The organism is Mycobacterium colombiense (assembly GCF_001672755.1).
GTDB classification, from domain to species: Bacteria; Actinomycetota; Actinomycetes; order Mycobacteriales; family Mycobacteriaceae; genus Mycobacterium; species Mycobacterium colombiense_C.
The window spans coordinates 20,702-40,684 of the sequence record NZ_LZKI01000098.1; the positions used below are offsets into that span (position 1 = coordinate 20,702).

The window sequence follows — 19,983 nt, forward strand, 5'->3', positions numbered from 1 at the left end:
CCGCGGCGATGAGGAGGAGTGGCGCCAATGAGCACGGAGATACCGGCAACAGTCAGTGCGGACGGCGTGACCACGTGGTCGGACGACGCCGACGTCGTGGTGATCGGGTTCGGCATCGCCGGCGGCTGCGCCGCAGTGAGCGCGGCGGCGGCCGGCGCGCGGGTGCTGGTGCTCGAACGCGCGGCCGCGGCGGGCGGCACCACTTCGCTTGCCGGGGGCCACTTCTACCTCGGTGGCGGGACCGCGGTGCAGCAGGCAACGGGTCAAGATGATTCCGCCGAGGAGATGTACAAGTATCTCGTCGAGGTGTCGCGTGAACCCGAACTCGACAAGATCCGCGCCTATTGCGACGGCAGCGTCGAGCATTTCAATTGGCTGGAAGACCTGGGTTTCCAGTTCGAGCGCAGCTATTACCCGGGCAAAGTCGTCGTCCCGCCGGGCACCGAGGGGCTGAGCTACACCGGCAATGAAAAGGTCTGGCCCTTCTGCGAGAAGGCCAAGCCCGCACCGCGCGGGCATTCGGTGCCGGTGCCCGGCGAATTGGGTGGCGCCAGCATGGTCGTCGACCTGCTCCTCAAGCGCGCCGACACCCTGGGCGTGCAGATCCGCTACGAGACCGGGGTCACCAACCTGGTCACCGACGACGACGGCGCCGTTATCGGCGTCGCGTGGAAGCATTTCACCGAAACCGGTGCCATCAAGGCCAAGTCCGTCATCATCGCGGCGGGCGGATTCGCGATGAACCCGGAGATGGTCGCCGAGCACACGCCCGCGCTGGGCCAGGAGCGACGCACCAAACATCACGGCATGGTGGCGCCCTACATCCTGGGCAATCCCAACGACGACGGGCTGGGCATCCGGATGGGCGTGTCGGCGGGCGGCGCGACCAAAAACATGGACGAGCTGTTCATCACCGCCGCGGCCTACCCGCCCGAGGTTCTGCTGACCGGTGTGATCGTCAACAAGGACGGCCAGCGGTTCGTCACCGAGGACTCCTACCACTCGCGCACTTCGGCTTTCGTGCTGGAGCAGCCCGAGCAGACGGCGTACCTGATCGTCGACGAGGCGCACACCGAGATGCCGGCCATGCCGCTGATCCGATTCCTCGACGGGTACGAGACCATCGCGGAAATGGAAGCGGCGCTTGGCATTCCGGAGGGCAACCTCGCGGCCACGCTGGATCGCTACAACAAGCACGCCGCCGCGGGCGAGGATCCCGATTTCCATAAGCAGCCGGAATTCCTTGCGCCCCAAGATAATGGCCCCTGGGCGGTGTTCGACCTGTCGCTGGGACGGGCGATGTACTCGGGATTCACCATCGGCGGCCTGGCGGTGACCGTCGACGGCGAGGTGCAGCGGGCCGACGGCAGCGTGGTGCCCGGTTTGTACGCCGCGGGCGCCTGCGCGTCCAACCTCGCCCAGGACGGCAAGGGGTACGCCAGCGGGACACAGCTGGGCGAGGGGTCCTTCTTCGGGCGTCGCGCCGGAGCGCACGCGGCCAAGCGGGCCGGGGGAGCGTAGGCGCTAGACCTGCGCGGGTTCCTTCTCGACCGGGCCCAATTGCCAGGGGCCGCCGCCCAGCAGGTGCAGCTGCTGCTCGTGGTGCTGCTCGACGGTGGGCCGGTGGCTCACGCTGACCATGACACACTCCGGCAGCTCGGACCGAACCAATTGATACAGCGCGAATTCCAGGCCTTCGTCCAACGCGGAGGTGGCCTCGTCGAGGAAGACCGCCTTCGGTTTGGTGAGCAGGATGCGCGCGAAGGCGACGCGCTGCTGCTCGCCGGGCGACAGCACCTTGGCCCAATCGTGGTCTTCGTCCAGCCGGTTTGTCAGCGGCGCCAGCGCAACCTTGGTGAGCACGTCGTGCAACTGCTCATCGGAAATGTCGTCCGGCGAATTCGGATAGGCCACCACGGTGCGCAGGTTGCCGAGCGGCACATACGGCAGCTGTGACAAGAACATCGTCGCGTTCTCGCCGTCCGGGCGGCACAGGGTTCCCGAGGCGTACGGCCACAGTTCGGCCAGGCTGCGCAGCAGCGTCGTCTTGCCGGCCCCGGAGCGGCCGGTGATCACCAGCGTGTCGCCGTCGTCGAGCTGGATGTCCAGCGAGTCGACCAGTTGGTCGCCCTCCGGCGTGCGCACCTCGATGCCGCGAAGTTCGACCGCCGTCTCTTCACTGGGTTTGACGAGAATGGCCGGCAGCGCGCGGCCCTTGCTGTTGGCGTCCACCAGCCCGTGCAATCGGATGATCGCGGCCCGGAAGGAGGCGAACGCGTCGTAGTTGTTGCGGAAGAACGACAACGACTCCTCGATCTGCCCGAAGGCCACCGCGGTCTGGGTGACATCGCCGAAGTGAATCCGGCCGGCGAACAACCGCGGCGCCTGAATCACCCAGGGCAGCGGAACGATCGCCTGGGTCATCGACCAGTTCCATCCGTTGAAGATGATGGTCCGGCGAACGAATTTGCGGTAGTTGTCGATGATCGGCGTGAACCGGCGCCACAGCTGTCGGCGCTCGACCCGTTCACCGCGGTAGAAGCCGACCGCCTCGGCCGCATCGCGCAAGCGGACCAGCGCGTAACGGAATGCCGCATTGAGCTTCTCGTTGTTGAAGCTGAGCCAGATCAACGGCCGCCCGAGCCAGAAAGCGACCACCGTGGCCACCAGCACGTAGACCAACACCACCCAGAACATGGCACGCGGCAGGTTGACGCCGGCAACGGTCAGGTCGCCGGACAGATTCCACAGGATCGCGGCGAACGAGATCACCGAGGCCATCGCGTTGACGGCTCCGAAGAGCAACGTGTTGGTCGTACCGTTGGTCGGGGCGTTCGGAGTGCCACCGGCGTTGGCGGTGAAGATGTCGATGTCCTGCTGGATGCGCTGGTCGGGGTTGTCGATGGTGTTGTCGATGAACAGGTCCCGGTAGTACGCCCTGCCACCGAGCCAGTCGTCGGTGAGGTTGCCGGTCAGCCAGACCCGCCAGGCGATCACGAAGCGCTGGGTCAGGTAGATGTCCGCCATGACCCGGATAACGAATATCGTCGCGAGCAGGATGAAGATCGCGATCGACACCCAAAAGCCATGAACCCCAGACTGTTTGACTTTGTCATCGCCCGCGGCCATGCCTTGCACCGCTATCTGCACCGCCGTGCTCAAGTCGTTGGACTGATAGCTGAGTAACACATTGAGGCGCACGGACAGGACCACCGAGAACAGCAAGACACCGAGCATCAGCCAGACCTTGATGCTCGCCGAGCCGACGAAGTATCCCCGGGTGATCCGCCAGAACTGCTGACCCCACGGGGTGAGGTAGCGCAAGGCGACCAGCACAACCAGGAGGCAGACGGCGCCGATCACCCACGCGATGGCCAGCCACCGCAACGAATCCATGGTTGCCGCCGACCAGTCGATCGATGGCGTGAACGGCTTCGGACCCACGGTCGGTCCCTCCTTAACGAGGCGGTGGTCGGACTCTCCTCAACTTCAAATCCTTCGGCGAAGGTACCCGACGGATCTGGTTAGGCTGCGGTCATGACTACCGACGCCATCCCCGCACAAACATTGCACGCCGGCCGACTTGTCGCGCGGCGCCTGCGGGCCAGCGGCGTCGACACCGTCTTCACGCTGTCCGGCGGCCACCTGTTCTCCATCTACGACGGGTGCCGCGCCGAGGGCATCCGGCTGATCGACACGCGTCATGAGCAGACCGCGACGTTCGCCGCCGAGGGATGGTCGAAGGTGACGCGGTCGCCGGGCGTGGCCGCGCTGACCGCGGGACCTGGCATCACCAATGGGATGAGCGCGATGGCGGCGGCGCAGCAGAACCAATCGCCGCTGGTGGTGCTGGGTGGACGGGCACCGGCGCAGCGCTGGGGCATGGGCTCGCTGCAGGAGATCGACCACGTGCCGTTCGTGGCACCGCTGGCCCGCTTCGCCGCCACCGCGCAGTCGGCCGACGACGCCGGCCGGCTCGTCGACGACGCGCTGCGCGCGGCGGTCGGGGCGCCGTCGGGCGTGGGGTTCGTCGACTTCCCGATGGACCACGCGTTCTCCATGTCCGACGACGACGGCCGGCCCGGCGCCCTCGTCGACCTGCCGCCGGGCCCGGCACCCGACGGCCAAGCGCTGGGCCGCGCCGCCGCGCTGCTGTCCGCGGCGCAGCGGCCGGTGATCATGGCAGGCACCAACGTCTGGTGGGGGCGCGGGGAAGCGGCCCTGCTGCGCCTTGCCGAGGAACTCCAGATCCCGGTGCTGATGAACGGGATGGCGCGCGGTGCCGTTCCCGCCGATCATCCGTTGGCGTTCTCCCGCGTTCGCGGAAAAGCGTTGGGGGAGGCCGACGTTGCGCTGATCGTCGGGGTGCCGATGGATTTCCGGCTCGGCTTCGGCGCGGTGTTCGGGGAGCAGACCCAGCTCATCGTGGCGGACCGGGTCGAGCCCGAACGCCGCCATCCGCGGCCGGTGCAGGCCGAGCTCTACGGCGACCTGTTGACGATCCTCGCGGCCCTGGCCCCCGCGACGGGGACCGACCACCGGGACTGGATCGGCGAACTGCGAACCGCCGAGACCGCGTCGCGCGCCAAAGAGAAGGCCGAGCTGGCCGACGACCGGATCCCGCTGCATCCCATGCGGGTGTATGCGGAGCTCGCACCCATGCTGGATCGCGACGCGATCATCGTGATCGACGCCGGTGATTTCGGGTCGTACGCGGGGCGGGTGATCGACAGCTATCTACCGGGGTGCTGGCTGGACAGCGGCCCCTTCGGCTGCCTGGGGTCGGGCCCCGGCTACGCGCTGGCCGCCAAGCTGGCCCACCCGGACCGTCAGGTGGTGCTGCTGCAGGGCGACGGCGCCTTCGGCTTCAGCGGCATGGAATGGGACACCCTGGTCCGGCACAACGTGCCCGTCGTGTCCGTGATCGGCAACAACGGCATCTGGGGGCTCGAACACCACCCGATGAAAGCTCTCTACGGCTATTCGGTGGTGGCCGAGCTGCGCCCGGGGACGCGCTACGACGAGGTGGCGCGCGCCCTGGGCGGCCACGGCGAACTGGTCTCCGCGCCCGGCGAACTGCGGCCCGCGCTGGAACGCGCCCTCGCCAGCGGGCTGCCCGCCGTCGTCAATGTGCTCACCGACCCCGACGTCGCATATCCACGCCGCTCGAACCTCGCCTGAGCGCGTGCGGCCCGCGGTGTCGCCCACTGGCTTGAGCCCGCGCGGGAAGTCACCGCGTACCGTTGACCTGTGCCTAAGACGACCCGCGCTCAACCCGGCCGGCTGAGCAGCCGCTTTTGGAAGCTGCTCGGCGCCAGCACCGAAAAGGACCGCAGCCGCTCCCTCACCCAGGTCAGCGACTCGTCGGAGTACAACGACGAGGCGGCCGGGCTGACCGACGAGCAGCTACGCAAGGCGGCCGGGCTGCTCAACCTCGAGGACCTGGCGGATTCCGAGGACTCCCCGCAGTTCCTCGCCATCGCGCGCGAGGCGGCCGAGCGGGCCAGCGGGCTGCGGCCGTTCGATGTGCAGCTGCTGGGCGCGTTACGGATGCTGGCCGGCGACGTCATCGAGATGGCCACCGGTGAGGGCAAGACCCTCGCGGGCGCGATCGCCGCGGCCGGGTACGCGCTGGCCGGGCGGCACGTGCACGTCGTGACCATCAACGACTATCTGGCCCGCCGCGACGCGGAATGGATGGGCCCCGTCATCGAGGCCATGGGCCTGACCGTCGGCTGGATCACCGCCGAGTCCACCAGCGAGGAACGCCGGGCCGCCTACGGCTGCGACGTCACCTACGCCTCGGTCAACGAGATCGGCTTCGACGTGCTGCGCGATCAGCTGGTGACCGACGTCGCCGACCTGGTGTCGCCCAACCCCGACGTGGCCCTGATCGACGAGGCCGACTCGGTGCTGGTCGACGAGGCGCTGGTGCCGCTGGTGCTGGCGGGCACCACGCACCGCGAGACGCCGCGGCTGGAGATCATCGAGCTGGCCGGCCAGCTGGAGGCCGCCACCGATTACGACACCGACGCCGACAGCCGCAACGTGCACCTGACCGAGGTCGGTGCCCGCAAGGTCGAAAAGGCGCTCGGCGGCATCGACCTGTACTCCGAGGAACACGTCGTCACCACCCTGACCGAGATCAACGTCGCGCTGCACGCGCACGTGCTGCTGCAGCGCGACGTGCACTACATCGTCCGCGACGACGCGGTGCACCTGATCAACGCCGCGCGCGGGCGCATCGCGCAGCTGCAGCGCTGGCCGGACGGTCTGCAGGCCGCGGTCGAGGCCAAGGAGGGCATCGAGACCACCGAAACGGGCGAGGTGCTGGACACCATCACGGTGCAGGCGCTGATCAACCGCTACGCGACGGTCTGCGGCATGACCGGCACGGCGCTGGCGGCCGGCGAGCAGCTGCGCCAGTTCTACAAGCTCGGCGTCTCACCGATTCCGCCGAATGAGCCCAACATTCGCGAAGACGAGTCGGACCGGGTGTACATCACCGCCGCGGCCAAGAACGACGCGATCGTCGCGCACATCGCCGAGGTGAACGAGACCGGGCAGCCGGTGCTGGTGGGCACCCGCGACGTGGCCGAATCCGAGGAGCTGCACGAGCGGCTGCTGCGCCGCGGCGTGCCCGCGGTGGTGCTGAACGCGAAAAACGACGCCGAGGAAGCCCAGGTGATCGCCGAGGCAGGCAAGTTCGGCGTGGTCACCGTCTCGACGCAGATGGCCGGGCGCGGCACGGACATCCGCCTCGGTGGCTCCGATGAAGCCGACCACGACCGGGTCGCCGAGCTGGGCGGGCTGCACGTCGTCGGAACCGGGCGGCACCACACCCAGCGCCTGGACAACCAGCTGCGCGGCCGCGCCGGCCGTCAGGGCGACCCGGGGTCGTCCGTCTTCTTCTCCAGTTGGGAAGACGACGTCGTCGCCGCCAACCTCGACCACAACAAGCTGCCGACCCAGACCGACGAGGACGGCAGGATCGTCAGCCCGAAGGCGGCGGGCCTGCTCGACCACGCCCAGCGCGTGGCCGAGGGCCGCATGCTGGACGTGCACGCGAACACCTGGCGGTACAACCAGTTGATCGCCCAGCAGCGGGCCATCATCGTTGATCGACGTAACACGTTGCTGCGCAACGCCACCGCGCGCGAGGAACTTGCCGAGCTGGCGCCCAAGCGCTACGAGGAGCTGGCCGAGACCGAAGGAATCTCCGAAGAGCGCCTGGAGACGATCTGCCGGCAGATCATGCTGTATCACCTGGACCGCGGCTGGGCCGACCATCTGGCGTATCTGGCCGACATCCGCGAGAGCATCCACCTGCGGGCGCTGGGTCGGCAGAATCCGCTGGACGAGTTCCACCGGTTGGCGGTCGACGCGTTCGCGTCGCTGGCCGCGGACGCGATCGAGGCGGCGCAGCAGACGTTCGAAACCGCGAACGTGCTCGAAGAGGAGCCCGGGCTGGACCTGTCCAAGCTGGCGCGCCCGACGTCGACGTGGACCTACATGGTCAACGACAACCCGCTGTCGGACGACACGCTGACCACCCTGAGCCTGCCCGGGGTCTTCCGCTGAGCCCGAGTGCGCGGCAAGCCGCGCAACCGCCGTTGGGCTAATGTCACGGCTCATGGAGCCGGTGCTTCCACCCAACCGGGTGCTGACGGTGCCCAACGTGCTCAGCGCTGTGCGCCTGGCGCTGATCCCGGTGTTCGTCTACGCGCTGCTGGTCGCGCACGCCAATGGGTGGGCCGTCGCGATTCTCATGTTCAGCGGCGCCTCGGACTGGGCCGACGGCAAGATCGCCCGGCTACTGAATCAGTCCTCCCGGCTCGGTGTGCTGCTCGACCCCGCGGTCGACCGCCTCTACATGGTGACGGTGCCCATCGTGCTGGCAATCAGCGGAATCGTGCCGTGGTGGTTCGTCATCGTCCTGCTCGCGCGCGACGGGCTGTTGGCGGCGACGCTGCCGCTGTTGTGGAGCCGCGGACTGTCGGCGCTGCCGGTGACCTACATCGGCAAGGCCGCGACGTTCGCGCTGATGTCCGGTTTTCCGCTGGTGCTGCTGGGCACCTGGGACGCGTTGTGGAGCCGCGTGATCGGCGCCTGCGGGTGGGCCTTCCTGATCTGGGGCATGTATGCCTACCTGTGGGCGTTCGTGCAGTACGCGGTGCAGATGATTCTCGTGGTGCGACGCATGCCCAAGGTCGACCGCGCTTCTCGGCCGTCGGCCGCGGCGAAGGTGGCCGACCATGGCTGACACCGACCGCCTGCTCGGTGGCTACGACCCCAATGCCGGCCACGGCGCGCATGTGGCGTCGCGGCCCAAACACATCCCGGTGCCGTCGCTGTTGCGCGCGCTGCTGTCCGAGCACCTCGACCCCGGCTACGCCGCAGCGGCGGCCAGGCGTGTCGCCGACGCGCCGCACAGCGAACGCCGCCGCGTATTCGGGTGGCTCTGGCAGGCGCTGGCGGCGCTGCTGATCGCGACGGTCTTCGCCGCAGCGGTCGCCCAGGCTCGCTCGGTGGCGCCCGGGGTGCGGTCCGAGCAGGAGCTGCTGCTGGGCAATGTGCGGTCGACGGAGGGCTCCGCGAGCAAGCTCAGCCAGCGCCGCAGCGAGCTGGCGACGCGAGTCGACGACGTGCAGCGGCACGCCCTGGCCGACGACGCCGAGGGGCAACGGCTGCTGAAACGCCTCGACGCGCTCAGCCTGGCGGCGGCCAGCACGGCGATCATCGGGCCCGGCCTGAAGGTGACCGTGACCGAACCCGGTGCCAGCCCGAACCTTTCCGACGTGTCCAAGCAGCGGGTCAGCGGCAGCCGGCAGATCATCCTGGACCGCGACCTGCAGCTGCTGGTCAACTCGTTGTGGGCGAGCGGTGCCGAGGCGATTTCCGTCGGCGGTGTGCGGATCGGGCCGAACGTCACCATCCGGCAGGCCGGCGGCGCGATCCTGGTCGACAACAACCCGACCAGCAGTCCGTACACGGTGCTGGCGATCGGGCCGCCGCGCGCGATGCGCGATGTCTTCGACAACAGCCCGGGCATGCAGCGACTGAGGCTGCTGCAGATCTCCTATGCCGTCGTGGTTACGGTGGACGTCGCCGACGGACTGACGCTTCCTGCGGGATCGACGCGGGATGTCAAGTTTGCCAAGCAGATTGGGCCACAGTGAGAAAAGTCCCGAACAGACACATTCCCCTGTGTGAGACGCGGACGGGAAACCAAGAAGCATGATCGGTATCGCAGCACTGGCGATCGGCATCGTGCTCGGCCTGGTTTTTCACCCCTCGGTGCCCGAAGTCGTCCAGCCCTATCTGCCGATCGCGGTGGTCGCGGCGCTTGACGCGGTGTTCGGCGGGTTACGTGCATACCTGGAGCGGATTTTCGATCCGAAGGTCTTCGTCATCTCCTTCGTGTTCAACGTCTTCGTGGCCGCCCTGATCGTTTACGTCGGCGACCAGTTGGGCGTGGGTACGCAGTTGTCCACGGCCATCATCGTCGTGCTGGGCATCCGCATCTTCGGCAATGCCGCCGCCCTGCGCCGCAGGCTGTTCGGGGCGTGAGGCACTTGAGGTCAACGTGAGCCAGGATCCGAAAGACCGCAACGCCGGCGGCCAAAGTGGTGACGGGGCAACCGGGTCCGGGCGCGCCGGGGCCGCCGGTGCGACTCCGGAACAGGGCGCGCCGCGCGGCCGTCACGAACTGGCCGCGAAGAGCCCCCGCCCGGAGATCGGCCCGCTGCATCGCACCGGGTTGTCCGGCATGGTGCGTGGCGGTCGGTCCCGGATGGCGTTCGGGACGCTGGCCGCGATGCTGTGCCTGCTGCTGGGCCTGGCGATCGTCACGCAGGTTCGCCAGACCGAATCGGGTGACGCGCTGGAGACGGCCCGCCCCGCAGACCTTCTGGTGCTGCTGGATTCGTTGCGACAGCGCGAAGGCACGCTCAACACCGAGGTGAACGAGCTACAGAACACGCTGAATTCGTTGCAGGCGTCCGGCAACAACGACCAGGCCGCCATCCAATCCGCGCAGTCCAGGCTGGCGGCGCTGTCCATTCTGGTCGGGGCGGTCGGCGCCACCGGCCCCGGCGTCACCATCACGATCGAGGACCCCGGACCCGGGGTTTCGCCCGAGGCGATGCTGGACGTGATAAACGAGTTGCGCGCCGCCGGCGCCGAGGCGATCGAAGTCAACGACGCACACCAATCGGTGCGGGTCGGTGTCGACACCTGGGTGGTGGGTATGCCTGGGTCGCTGACCATCGACTCCAAGACCCTGTCGCCGTCGTATTCGATTCTGGCGATTGGCGATCCACCCACCCTGGCCGCGGCCATGAACATTCCGGGCGGCGCGCAGGACGCGGTCAAGCGCGTCGGTGCGCGAATGTCCGTTCAGCAGGCGGACCGCGTGGACGTCACCACCTTGCGGCAACCAAAACCGCACCAATACGCTCAGCCCGTCAAGTGAGCACCACCCGAACAGAACAGGATCACCCGTGAGCGATATCCCGCCCGATCTGCGCTACACAGCCGAACACGAATGGGTTCGCCGAAGTGGGGATGACACCGTGCGCGTGGGCATCACCGATTTTGCGCAGTCGGCGTTGGGCGATGTCGTTTTCGTTCAGCTGCCCGACGTGGGCACCGAACTGACCGCGGGCGAATCGTTCGGTGAGGTCGAATCGACGAAATCGGTGTCGGACCTGTACGCCCCGGTGTCGGGCAAAGTGTCCGCGGTCAACAGCGATCTGGACGGCAGTCCGCAACTGGTGAACTCCGACCCGTACGGGGGCGGTTGGTTGCTGGATGTGCAGGTATCCGACGTCGGCGAATTGGAGTCGGCCATTTCTTCGCTGCTCGACGCTGAGGCCTACCGCGGAACGCTCACCGAATGACGATTGCTAATGTCCCTGCAGCCCCGCGCGGCCAGCGCGCGGTGCAGCCAGGGTGCGGGGAAATCGAAGTTTCGGATCGTCAGGTGGTGGGCGCATTGCAAGCCGGTGCGCGGTACCGTCGACACATCGACCTTTGAAGTCTCTCGAAGATCGCTGAAAGACACGTGAAAGACTCTTGAACGTACGAAACGGCAGTAATCGGCATTCCGGGCAAACAAACCTGTTGCACAAGCCGGCCGAGCGGCCCGGACAGACAACGCCACAGCAGCCAGTGAGGAGCAGCGCGTGACGGACATGGACAACGACCAGAATTCGGACGAAGTCACGGTAGAGACGACTTCAGTCTTCCGTGCCGACTTCCTCAACGAGCTGGACGCTCCCGCACAGGCGGGAACCGAGAGCGCGGTATCCGGAGTCGAAGGGCTCCCCGCCGGCTCGGCGTTGCTGGTCGTCAAGCGTGGACCGAATGCGGGCTCGCGGTTTTTGCTGGACCAGCCCACCACGTCCGCTGGTCGGCACCCCGACAGCGACATTTTCCTCGACGACGTGACCGTCAGCCGCCGGCACGCCGAATTCAGGTTGGAAAACAACGAATTCAGCGTGGTCGACGTTGGTAGTCTCAACGGCACTTACGTCAATCGTGAGCCCGTTGACTCCGCGGTGCTCGCCAACGGTGACGAAGTGCAGATCGGCAAGTTCCGCTTGGTGTTTCTGACCGGACCCAAGCAGGGTGAGGATGGAGGATCTTCAGGCTAGTGAGCGCACCCGATAGCTCGGCACTGGCCGGGATGTCGATTGGGGCGGTCCTGGAACTACTGAGGCCGGACTTCCCCGATGTCACCATCTCCAAGATCCGCTTCTTGGAGGCCGAGGGGCTGGTGACGCCGCAACGGGCCGCGTCGGGGTATCGAAGGTTCACCGCCTATGACTGCGCGCGGTTGCGGTTCATCCTTACCGCGCAACGTGATCACTACCTGCCGCTGAAGGTCATCAGGGCGCAACTGGACGCCCAGCCCGACGGTGAGCTGCCGCCCGCAAAGGGCCCGTACTCCGTCCCACGCCTGGTGTCCGTGGCGGGCACCGGGGAAGCCGCCGGCGCGGACACGGGCTCCGACACCTCGGCGGTGGCTCCCAGCCACGTCCGGCTGAGCCGCGAAGAGCTGCTCAACCGGGCGGGCGTGCGGGACGACCTGCTGATCGCGCTGCTCAAGGCCGGGGTCATCACCACCGGGCCCGCCGGTTTTTTCGACGAGCACGCCGTCGTCATCCTGCAGTGCGCGCGGGCGCTGTCCGATTACGGCGTCGAGCCGCGGCATCTGCGCGCTTTCCGCTCGGCCGCCGATCGCCAGTCGGACCTGATCGCCCAAATCGCCGGGCCGGTAGTCAAAGCCGGCAAGGCCGGTGCGCGCGATCGCGCAGACGATTTGGCGCGCGAGGTCGCGGCGCTCGCGATCACGTTGCACACGTCGTTGATCAAATCCGCCGTTCGCGACGTTCTGGATCGCTGAGGACTAGACTTCGGTCGACAGCTTGGTTTTCGGCAGCAGGGCGGATATTTCACCTCGCGGTCCACTGGCGGGTACCAATCCAACCGGCGCCACTAATGCGGAGGGCAGACACAGATGGGTGAAGTTCGTGTTGTCGGCATTCGCGTAGAGCAGCCGCAGAACCAGCCGGTGTTGTTGCTGCGCGAAACCAACGGTGACCGTTACCTTCCGATCTGGATCGGTCAGTCGGAGGCCGCCGCCATCGCCCTCGAGCAGCAAGGCGTTGAGCCCCCGCGCCCGTTGACGCACGATCTGATCAGGGATGTCATTGCCGCGCTTGGGCATTCGCTGAAAGAGGTGCGGATCGTCGATCTGCAAGAGGGCACTTTCTACGCCGACCTGGTGTTCGACCGCAACATCACCGTGTCGGCGCGGCCCTCGGACTCGGTGGCGATCGCGCTGCGGGTCGGCGTCCCGATCTACGTCGAGGAAGGCGTGCTTGCCCAGGCCGGCCTGCTGATTCCCGACGAGAGCGACGAGGAAGGTGGCACCGCCGTCCGGGAGGACGAGGTGGAGAAGTTCAAAGAATTTCTCGACAGCGTGTCCCCGGACGATTTCAAGGCCACCTGAGGGGCAGTCTGGCCCGGCGCACACGCGCTACCACCAGCGCTTGGGAACGGCGGGCCGGCTGGTTTAGCCTGGATGGCGACATCACGGATCAATCTCAAACCACACCGTGATGTCGACACGCTGGCGGATAGCCCGCCCACTTGGCCCCGCGGCGGCCATACTTTGATCGCGACTACAGGCGCGGCGGCTATCAGAAAGCGTAAGCTCTACTAGCACTCGGGCCTGAGCAAACGTGGCTGCAATGTCATGCAGCCACAGACGCAGCTAACGACGAGAGCGCGATCGCGGAGAGGAACCACCGTGAGCGAGCAGCCACGCCAAGAGCAGCTCAACTTAGCCGACAGCGGTACCCAGGCGGCCAGTGACCGCCCCGTCACCGTAGCCAGCGCACCCGTGCAACCCGGACTTTTCCCGGATGATTCCGTGCCCGACGAGTTGGTCGGCTACCGCGGTCCGAGCGCCTGCCAGATCGCCGGCATCACGTACCGGCAGCTGGACTACTGGGCGCGCACCTCGCTGGTGGTCCCGTCGATCCGCAGCGCGGCCGGTTCCGGCAGTCAGCGGCTCTACTCGTTCAAGGACATCCTGGTCCTCAAGATCGTCAAGCGGTTGCTGGACACCGGGATCTCGTTGCACAACATCCGCGTCGCGGTCGATCACCTGCGTCAGCGTGGTGTGCAGGATCTGGCCAACATCACCCTGTTCTCCGACGGCACCACCGTTTACGAGTGCACGTCGGCCGAAGAGGTCGTCGACCTGCTGCAGGGCGGGCAGGGCGTCTTCGGCATCGCCGTGTCGGGCGCCATGCGCGAGCTGACCGGCGTCATCGCGGACTTCCCCGGCGAGCGGGCCGACGGCGGCGAATCGATCGCCGAGCCCGAGGACGAGCTGGCGAACCGGCGCAAGCACCGCGACCGCAAGATCGGCTGAGCGGCGCGCCCGCGACTCCGCCCCGAGGGGCCGAGTAAACTGGGCTGCGCATCGCATTCGAGCGGGAGAGTTCCGTGGCTGCCAGCCACGGGCGCCGAAGGAGCAACACCTCTCCGTCAACCTCTCAGGCACCCGGACCGCGCGAAATCATGATGCCTCTGGAAAGCGGCGAGGACCCTGTGGTCTCCGCCCGCCGATGGGGAAAGGCGCTCAGGCAGCATCGGGCACCGAATCTCTCAGGCGCCCGGCGAACGGGTGAAGACAGAGGGGGAGGGCCGTTAGTCCTCTGCCTTGATATGTCTTCGCCCGCCTACTCAGGAGTTTCCAGTGTCCGATCAACACACTTTCGCGGCTCGGCACATCGGCCCGGACGGCCAGGCCGTCGCGGCCATGCTCGCCGTCATCGGCGTCGACTCGCTGGACGAACTGGCCGCCAAGGCGCTTCCGGCCGGCATCCTGGACCGCTTGACCGCCGGTGGCGCCGCGCCCGGTCTCGACCAGCTGCCGCCGGCCGCCACCGAGACCGAGGCGCTATCCGAGCTGCGGTCACTTGCCGAGGCCAACACGGTGGCCGTGTCCATGATCGGGCAGGGCTACTACGACACGCTCACGCCACCGGTGTTGCTGCGCAACATCCTGGAGAACCCGGCCTGGTACACGGCCTATACGCCGTACCAGCCCGAGATCAGCCAGGGCCGGCTCGAGGCGCTGCTGAATTTCCAGACCATGGTCGCCGACCTGACCGGCCTCGAGGTCGCCAACGCCTCGATGCTCGACGAGGGCACCGCGGCGGCCGAGGCCATGACGTTGATGCACCGCGCGGCGCGCGGGAAGGCCAACCGCCTGGCGGTGGACGCCGACGTCTTCGCCCAGACCGCGGCCATCCTGGCCACCCGGGCCAAGCCGCTGGGCATCGAGATCGTCACCGCCGACCTGCGGGACGGGCTGCCGGACGGCGACTTCTTCGGCGTCATCGCCCAGCTGCCCGGGGCCAGCGGTCGGGTCACCGACTGGACGGGCCTGGTGGAGCAGGCGCATGACCGGGGCGCGCTGGTTGCCGTCGGCGCCGACCTGCTCGCCATGACGCTGATCACGCCGCCCGGTGAGATCGGCGCCGACGTTGCCTTCGGCACCACCCAAAGATTCGGTGTGCCAATGGGATTCGGTGGGCCGCACGCCGGCTACCTGGCGGTGCATGCCAGCCACGCGCGTCAGCTGCCGGGCCGGCTGGTGGGTGTGTCACTGGACGCCGACGGGACGCCGGCCTACCGGCTGGCGTTGCAGACCCGCGAGCAGCACATCCGCCGCGACAAGGCGACCAGCAACATCTGTACCGCGCAGGTGCTGCTGGCCGTGATGGCGGCGATGTACGCCAGCTACCACGGCGCCGAGGGGCTGACCGCGATCGCGCGCCGGGTGCACGGTCACGCCGAGGCGATCGCCGCCGCCCTCGGCGACGCGTCGGTGCACGACGCGTACTTCGACACCGTGCTGGCCCGGGTGCCCGGGCGCGCCGCCGAGGTGATCGCCGCGGCCAAGGCGCACGGCATCAACCTCTGGCGGGTCGACGACGACCACGTGTCGGTGGCCTGCGACGAGGTCACCACCGACGAGCACGTCGCCGCCGTGCTCGAGGCATTCGGACTGCACGCCGCCGGGCAGGGGGGTGCCGGTGCCGGCATCATCACCCGCACCTCGGAGTTCCTCACCCATCCCGCGTTCACCCAGTACCGCACCGAGACCGCGATGATGCGCTACCTGCGCGCGCTGGCCGACAAAGATATTGCCTTGGACCGCAGCATGATTCCGTTGGGTTCGTGCACCATGAAGCTGAACGCCGCCGCGGAGATGGAACCCATCACCTGGCCGGAGTTCGCCCGCCAGCACCCCTTCGCGCCCGCGTCGGACACGCCCGGGCTGCGGCGTCTGATCGCCGACCTGGAGACCTGGCTGGTGCAGATCACCGGCTACGACGCCGTCTCGCTGCAACCCAACGCCGGGTCGCAGGGCGAGTACGCCGGCCTGCTGGCCATTCACGACTATCACGCCAGCCGCGGGGAACCGCACCGCGACATCTGCCTCATCCCGTCCAGTGCGCACGGGACCAACGCGGCGTCGGCGGCGCTGGCCGGGATGCGGGTGGTCGTGGTGGCCTGCCACACCAACGGCGACGTGGATCTCGACGACCTGCGGGCCAAGGTCGGCGAGCACCGCGACCGGCTGTCGACGCTGATGATCACCTATCCGTCCACGCACGGCGTGTACGAGCACGACATCGCCGAGATCTGTGCGGCCGTGCACGAGGCCGGCGGCCAGGTGTACGTCGACGGCGCCAACCTCAACGCGCTGGTCGGGCTGGCGCGGCCGGGCAAGTTCGGCGGCGACGTCAGCCACCTGAACCTGCACAAGACGTTCTGCATCCCGCACGGCGGCGGTGGACCCGGTGTCGGGCCGGTGGCGGTGCGCTCGCATCTGGCGGCGTTCCTGCCGGGGCACCCGCACGCCCCCGAACTGCCTCAGGGGCATCCGGTGTCCGCGGCGCCCTACGGGTCGGCCTCGATCCTGCCGATCAGCTGGGCCTACATCAGGATGATGGGCGCCGACGGCCTGCGCGAGGCATCGCTCACCGCGATCGCGTCGGCCAACTACATCGCCCGGCGTCTCGACGAGTACTTCCCGGTGCTCTACACGGGCGAGAACGGCATGGTCGCCCACGAGTGCATCCTGGACCTGCGGGGCATCACCAAGTCCACCGGCGTCACCGTCGACGACGTGGCAAAGCGCCTGGCGGACTACGGATTTCACGCGCCCACCATGAGTTTCCCGGTGGCCGGCACGCTGATGGTGGAACCCACCGAGAGCGAGACCCTGACCGAAGTCGACGCGTTCTGCGACGCGATGATCGCCATCCGCGGCGAGATCGACCGGGTGGGCGCGGGGGAGTGGACCGTCGACGACAACCCGCTGCGGGGCGCACCACACACGGCCGAATGCCTGGTGGTCAGCGACTGGGACCACCCGTACACCCGGGAGCGGGCCGCCTATCCGCTGGGCAAGGACTTCCGGCCCAAGGTGTGGCCGCCCGTGCGTCGCATCGACGGAGCCTACGGCGATCGCAATCTGGTCTGCTCGTGCCCGCCGGTGGAGGCGTTCGCCTGACGGTCGCGCGGGTCGGGTCTCAGCCGGGCGCTGTCGCCGGGGCTTGTAACACCAGCGGCACCAGGTAGCGGCGGGCGAAGTCGCGGGCCTGGTTCAGGTTGTAGATCGGAATGACCGACTTCGGCGTCTTGATCAGCGAGATGATCAGCCGTCCGATCATCTCGCCGACCACCTCGGCGTCGAGATCCGCGGACACCTCGCCGCGTTCCTGCCATCGGCGAAGCCAGGTGGCGATGTAGCCGCGGGTCATGGCGATCAGGTTCTCATCGGTCAGGTATGCGGACAGTTCACCGGCGGCGGGTGATTCGCGGATGCTCCGGGTGAGCAGCTTGGGCGCGGAGGCTTCGTGGACGAAGGCCGCGAAGACCTCCGTAATACCCTCGTCCGGTGTCGCCGCCCGGCCCGCGACCTCGGAGACCAGCGTGCTCAGCCGCAGTGATTCGTCCATGATGGTCAGCCGCACCAGGTTTCGCTTGTGCCGGAAGCGGCGGTAGACCGTGGCGACCCCGACCCCGGCGGTGTCGGCGATGTCCTGCATGGTGGTGTTGGAGAAGCCGCGCTCGGTGAAGCAGGTGCGGGCCGCGGTGACGATGGTGCGGGCCGTCGGATCGAGGGTGGCCAGACCGTCGGGCACCAGGCCCAGCAGCATCGCGGGGTCTACCATCTGGCCTCCAGCCGATCGGGGTATCACGTCGATTCTGCGCTGTATCAGCGTATTCGCCCGCAGGCGCGGTCAATTCCTGCGGGTGTGCCGTCGCCGCAGCGCCGATCCATCCTGCCCAATCAGGCTCGGCTCGGCGCGGCGAACGAATCGAGCAGCACCGAGCGATAGCGGTCGCGCAGCCGCTCGTACTGATAACGGTTGTAGGCCAGGGGCTCCAGGGTGAGCCGGCGCGGCAACCATCGCCAGCCCAGCTGCAAGGCGGCAACGTAGACGGCGAACTCAACCTGCTCGCGCGTGCCCCACCGCACACCGAGCAGCCCGCGCATCGTGGGATGGGCGACCGCGGCCGAGCAGACGACCACCGGCCGGGACGCCAACGTCGTCATCACCGGCCATACCAGCCGCAGCAGTGGCCGTATCTGCCGGGGCAGCAACAACTTCGGGATCGGTGGCGCGACGAAGCTGCGTTTGGCGAATTGCAGAAAGTCGTTGTCGGCCAGATCTTCTGCGGCGACGGCGTTGTAGTACTCGAGCATGTCGTGCAGGGTCGCCGGCAGCTTCGCCTGCTTACTGGGCAACTCCAGGAATTGCAGCTCCGCCCGCAGCGTCTGGTAGACCACCTCCTTCTCGGCCGCGGTGAGCCGACGACCGCACACCCGCAGATACGCCTGATACAGGAGGTTGAGGCCGCTCACGGCCACCCAGATCCACACCTCGGGATCCAATGCGCTGTAACGGGTATCGCTGAACGAGTCCTTGCCGGTGCCCCGCACATCGCGGTGCAATCGTTTGAGATCGGCCCGCGACGTCCGCACGTCGGAACTGTCGCCGAAGGTGGCCAGGGCGGTGAACGCGGCGCTGCGGATGCCGCGGTCGGTGAAGTTGTCGGCGAACCGTCCGCTGCGGTCCACCGCCGCGGCGATCTCCCGGTGCGCCACCTGGTCGAGGGCCAGCCGACCGAATGCCGCCGCCAAGGGCGAGCCCGCGAACCACCGGACGTCGTCCGCCAATTCGCGGCGCGCCGAGTCTGGTGTCACCCTCGCACCGGATCCAATGCCCCGTACGAAACTCGCCGGCGTCGTCATGCCGCTCCTCCTTTGATGGCGAGAGTTCAGGTCACACCACGGTTGCCCCGGTGATGCGGCGCAACCGCATGTCCCACACCAGCGCCTGCACACCCAGCCGCATCAAGAACCGCGGCGTGAACAGGTCCAGCACACCGAGGACACGCTGCCAGCGGTCGAATCGGCGTTGCTGCACGTCCGACCAGCCGAATCCGAGCTTGTCGCGCAGTTGCGCCGGCAGGTAGCCGAGCGTCATGAACAGGTTCCAGCCGCCGAACAGTGCCGGGATGGGCGCGGGAAGGAACTTCAGCCGCGCGATGCCGATCAGATACCCGCGCATGCGTTCGTCGAAGTCGAGTCGGTCGAGTTGCTGCTGCCAGTACCGGTCCGCGGCCGCCCGATCGGCGGGCCACATTTCGGGCGGCACCTGCAGTGTGGTCGCGAACACCGACGCGGCCCGGTGAATCGTTTCGGGGTCGTGGCGGGACCGGCCGCCCCGCAGCCTGCGGGTGTCCTCGAAGACCGCGGCCATGCAGGACGCCACCCAGAGTTGCAGCGCGGGGTCGAACGCGTTGTAGCGCACCGGGCTTTGCGGACCGGACCGCACCGGGACGTGTGCGGCGTTGACCGCTTCCCGATACACCCTGCGATCCTCGGCATTTCCGCCGATGGCCACCGCGATGTAGGTGAACGTGGTGCGGGCCCGTTTGAACGGGTGCTTATGCAGGTTGCCGCTGTCGACCTTGCTCTCCATCACGCCGTAGGCCACGCCCGCATTCGCCAGCTGCATCACGACATTCGCCGCACCATAGGCCGGGGTCAGCCAGGGCGACATCTCCTCGGCCAGAAACGACGTGTTGACGGAATCGGTGTCCGCCCGCTCGGCGCGCCGATCCGGCGGGACGGGTGGGAGTTCGGGATCAGTGGGTAGCGGATGGGCCACGTCGCCGCCTTCCTGGATCGACCCCGAATGGATTCGGGTGTCTGCCCGTTGCGCCGCCGGCGGACATCTCGACCACTTCCCACGCCCTGATAGAAATTGAAGCTATTTCTATCGTCGAGTCTGGCACAGACCGTCGCCGTTTGATAGGGACGGCGAGAGATTCAGTCGGGATCGGCATGGCAGCCGTGTCTTTCGTCGCGTCCAA

17 protein-coding genes and 1 riboswitch are annotated in these 19,983 nt (G+C 67.8%); of the genes, 13 read left to right on the forward strand and 4 right to left on the reverse strand.

Annotation, left to right across the window (positions count from 1 at the left end):
• Nucleotides 1-27 precede the first annotated feature (27 nt).
• Nucleotides 28-1,521, forward strand: a complete 1,494-nt coding sequence (locus tag A5708_RS13785) for an FAD-binding protein (protein WP_065029169.1) — start codon at nt 28-30, stop codon at nt 1,519-1,521.
• A 3-nt stretch (nt 1,522-1,524) separates the two neighbouring features.
• On the opposite strand, the gene A5708_RS13790 is transcribed toward A5708_RS13785, so the two are convergent.
• On the reverse strand, nt 1,525-3,444 hold the full coding sequence (locus A5708_RS13790) for an ABC transporter ATP-binding protein/permease (RefSeq protein ID WP_065029170.1): 1,920 nt from the start codon (nt 3,442-3,444) through the stop codon (nt 1,525-1,527).
• A gap of 93 nt (nt 3,445-3,537) precedes the next feature.
• Here A5708_RS13790 and A5708_RS13795 point away from each other — a divergent pair, with 93 nt between their 5' ends.
• From A5708_RS13795 to gcvP, 12 genes are all read left to right on the forward strand, one after another.
• Nucleotides 3,538-5,181, forward strand: coding sequence for an acetolactate synthase (locus tag A5708_RS13795; RefSeq protein ID WP_065029171.1), 1,644 nt, complete (start codon nt 3,538-3,540; stop codon nt 5,179-5,181).
• Nucleotides 5,182-5,250: 69 nt separating this feature from the next.
• Complete coding sequence (gene secA2, locus A5708_RS13800) at nt 5,251-7,581, forward strand: accessory Sec system translocase SecA2 (RefSeq protein WP_065029172.1); 2,331 nt, start codon at nt 5,251-5,253, stop codon at nt 7,579-7,581.
• A gap of 52 nt (nt 7,582-7,633) precedes the next feature.
• Nucleotides 7,634-8,263 (forward strand): CDP-alcohol phosphatidyltransferase family protein, encoded by a 630-nt coding sequence (locus tag A5708_RS13805; protein ID WP_065029173.1) that lies wholly within the window; start codon nt 7,634-7,636, stop codon nt 8,261-8,263.
• Nucleotides 8,256-9,179, forward strand: a complete 924-nt coding sequence (locus A5708_RS13810) for a DUF881 domain-containing protein (RefSeq protein WP_065029174.1) — start codon at nt 8,256-8,258, stop codon at nt 9,177-9,179. Before A5708_RS13805 ends, A5708_RS13810 begins: the two co-directional genes overlap by 8 nt.
• A gap of 58 nt (nt 9,180-9,237) precedes the next feature.
• The gene (locus tag A5708_RS13815; protein ID WP_003876504.1) at nt 9,238-9,570 is read left to right on the forward strand and encodes a small basic family protein; all 333 of its coding nucleotides are present in this window, start codon (nt 9,238-9,240) and stop codon (nt 9,568-9,570) included.
• A gap of 16 nt (nt 9,571-9,586) precedes the next feature.
• Nucleotides 9,587-10,474 (forward strand): DUF881 domain-containing protein, encoded by an 888-nt coding sequence (locus tag A5708_RS13820; protein ID WP_081292953.1) that lies wholly within the window; start codon nt 9,587-9,589, stop codon nt 10,472-10,474.
• A 28-nt stretch (nt 10,475-10,502) separates the two neighbouring features.
• Complete coding sequence (gcvH, locus tag A5708_RS13825; protein ID WP_064881083.1) at nt 10,503-10,901, forward strand: glycine cleavage system protein GcvH; 399 nt, start codon at nt 10,503-10,505, stop codon at nt 10,899-10,901.
• Between the two features lie 294 nt (nt 10,902-11,195).
• A complete protein-coding gene (garA, locus tag A5708_RS13830; protein ID WP_007771376.1) occupies nt 11,196-11,657 on the forward strand; it encodes a glycogen accumulation regulator GarA in 462 nt (153 codons plus the stop codon).
• Nucleotides 11,657-12,409, forward strand: a complete 753-nt coding sequence (locus A5708_RS13835; protein WP_065029175.1) for a MerR family transcriptional regulator — start codon at nt 11,657-11,659, stop codon at nt 12,407-12,409. Before garA ends, A5708_RS13835 begins: the two co-directional genes overlap by 1 nt.
• Before the next feature lie 114 nt (nt 12,410-12,523).
• Nucleotides 12,524-13,018 carry a bifunctional nuclease family protein gene (locus A5708_RS13840; RefSeq protein ID WP_007771374.1) on the forward strand — a complete coding sequence of 165 codons (495 nt, stop codon included), beginning with the start codon at nt 12,524-12,526 and terminating at the stop codon, nt 13,016-13,018.
• A 300-nt stretch (nt 13,019-13,318) separates the two neighbouring features.
• The gene (locus A5708_RS13845; protein WP_065029176.1) at nt 13,319-13,948 is read left to right on the forward strand and encodes a MerR family transcriptional regulator; all 630 of its coding nucleotides are present in this window, start codon (nt 13,319-13,321) and stop codon (nt 13,946-13,948) included.
• A gap of 52 nt (nt 13,949-14,000) precedes the next feature.
• A riboswitch (glycine riboswitch) is annotated at nt 14,001-14,098 on the forward strand.
• 177 nt (nt 14,099-14,275) lie between these two features.
• Complete coding sequence (gene gcvP, locus A5708_RS13850) at nt 14,276-17,107, forward strand: aminomethyl-transferring glycine dehydrogenase (protein ID WP_065029177.1); 2,832 nt, start codon at nt 14,276-14,278, stop codon at nt 17,105-17,107.
• Nucleotides 17,108-17,126: 19 nt separating this feature from the next.
• On the opposite strand, the gene A5708_RS13855 is transcribed toward gcvP, so the two are convergent.
• From A5708_RS13855 to A5708_RS13865, 3 genes are all read right to left on the reverse strand, one after another.
• Nucleotides 17,127-17,771 carry a TetR/AcrR family transcriptional regulator gene (locus A5708_RS13855; RefSeq protein ID WP_065029178.1) on the reverse strand — a complete coding sequence of 215 codons (645 nt, stop codon included), beginning with the start codon at nt 17,769-17,771 and terminating at the stop codon, nt 17,127-17,129.
• A gap of 119 nt (nt 17,772-17,890) precedes the next feature.
• Complete coding sequence (locus tag A5708_RS13860) at nt 17,891-18,856, reverse strand: oxygenase MpaB family protein (protein WP_065029179.1); 966 nt, start codon at nt 18,854-18,856, stop codon at nt 17,891-17,893.
• Between the two features lie 31 nt (nt 18,857-18,887).
• The gene (locus A5708_RS13865; RefSeq protein ID WP_065029180.1) at nt 18,888-19,778 is read right to left on the reverse strand and encodes an oxygenase MpaB family protein; all 891 of its coding nucleotides are present in this window, start codon (nt 19,776-19,778) and stop codon (nt 18,888-18,890) included.
• Nucleotides 19,779-19,983: the final 205 nt, after the last annotated feature.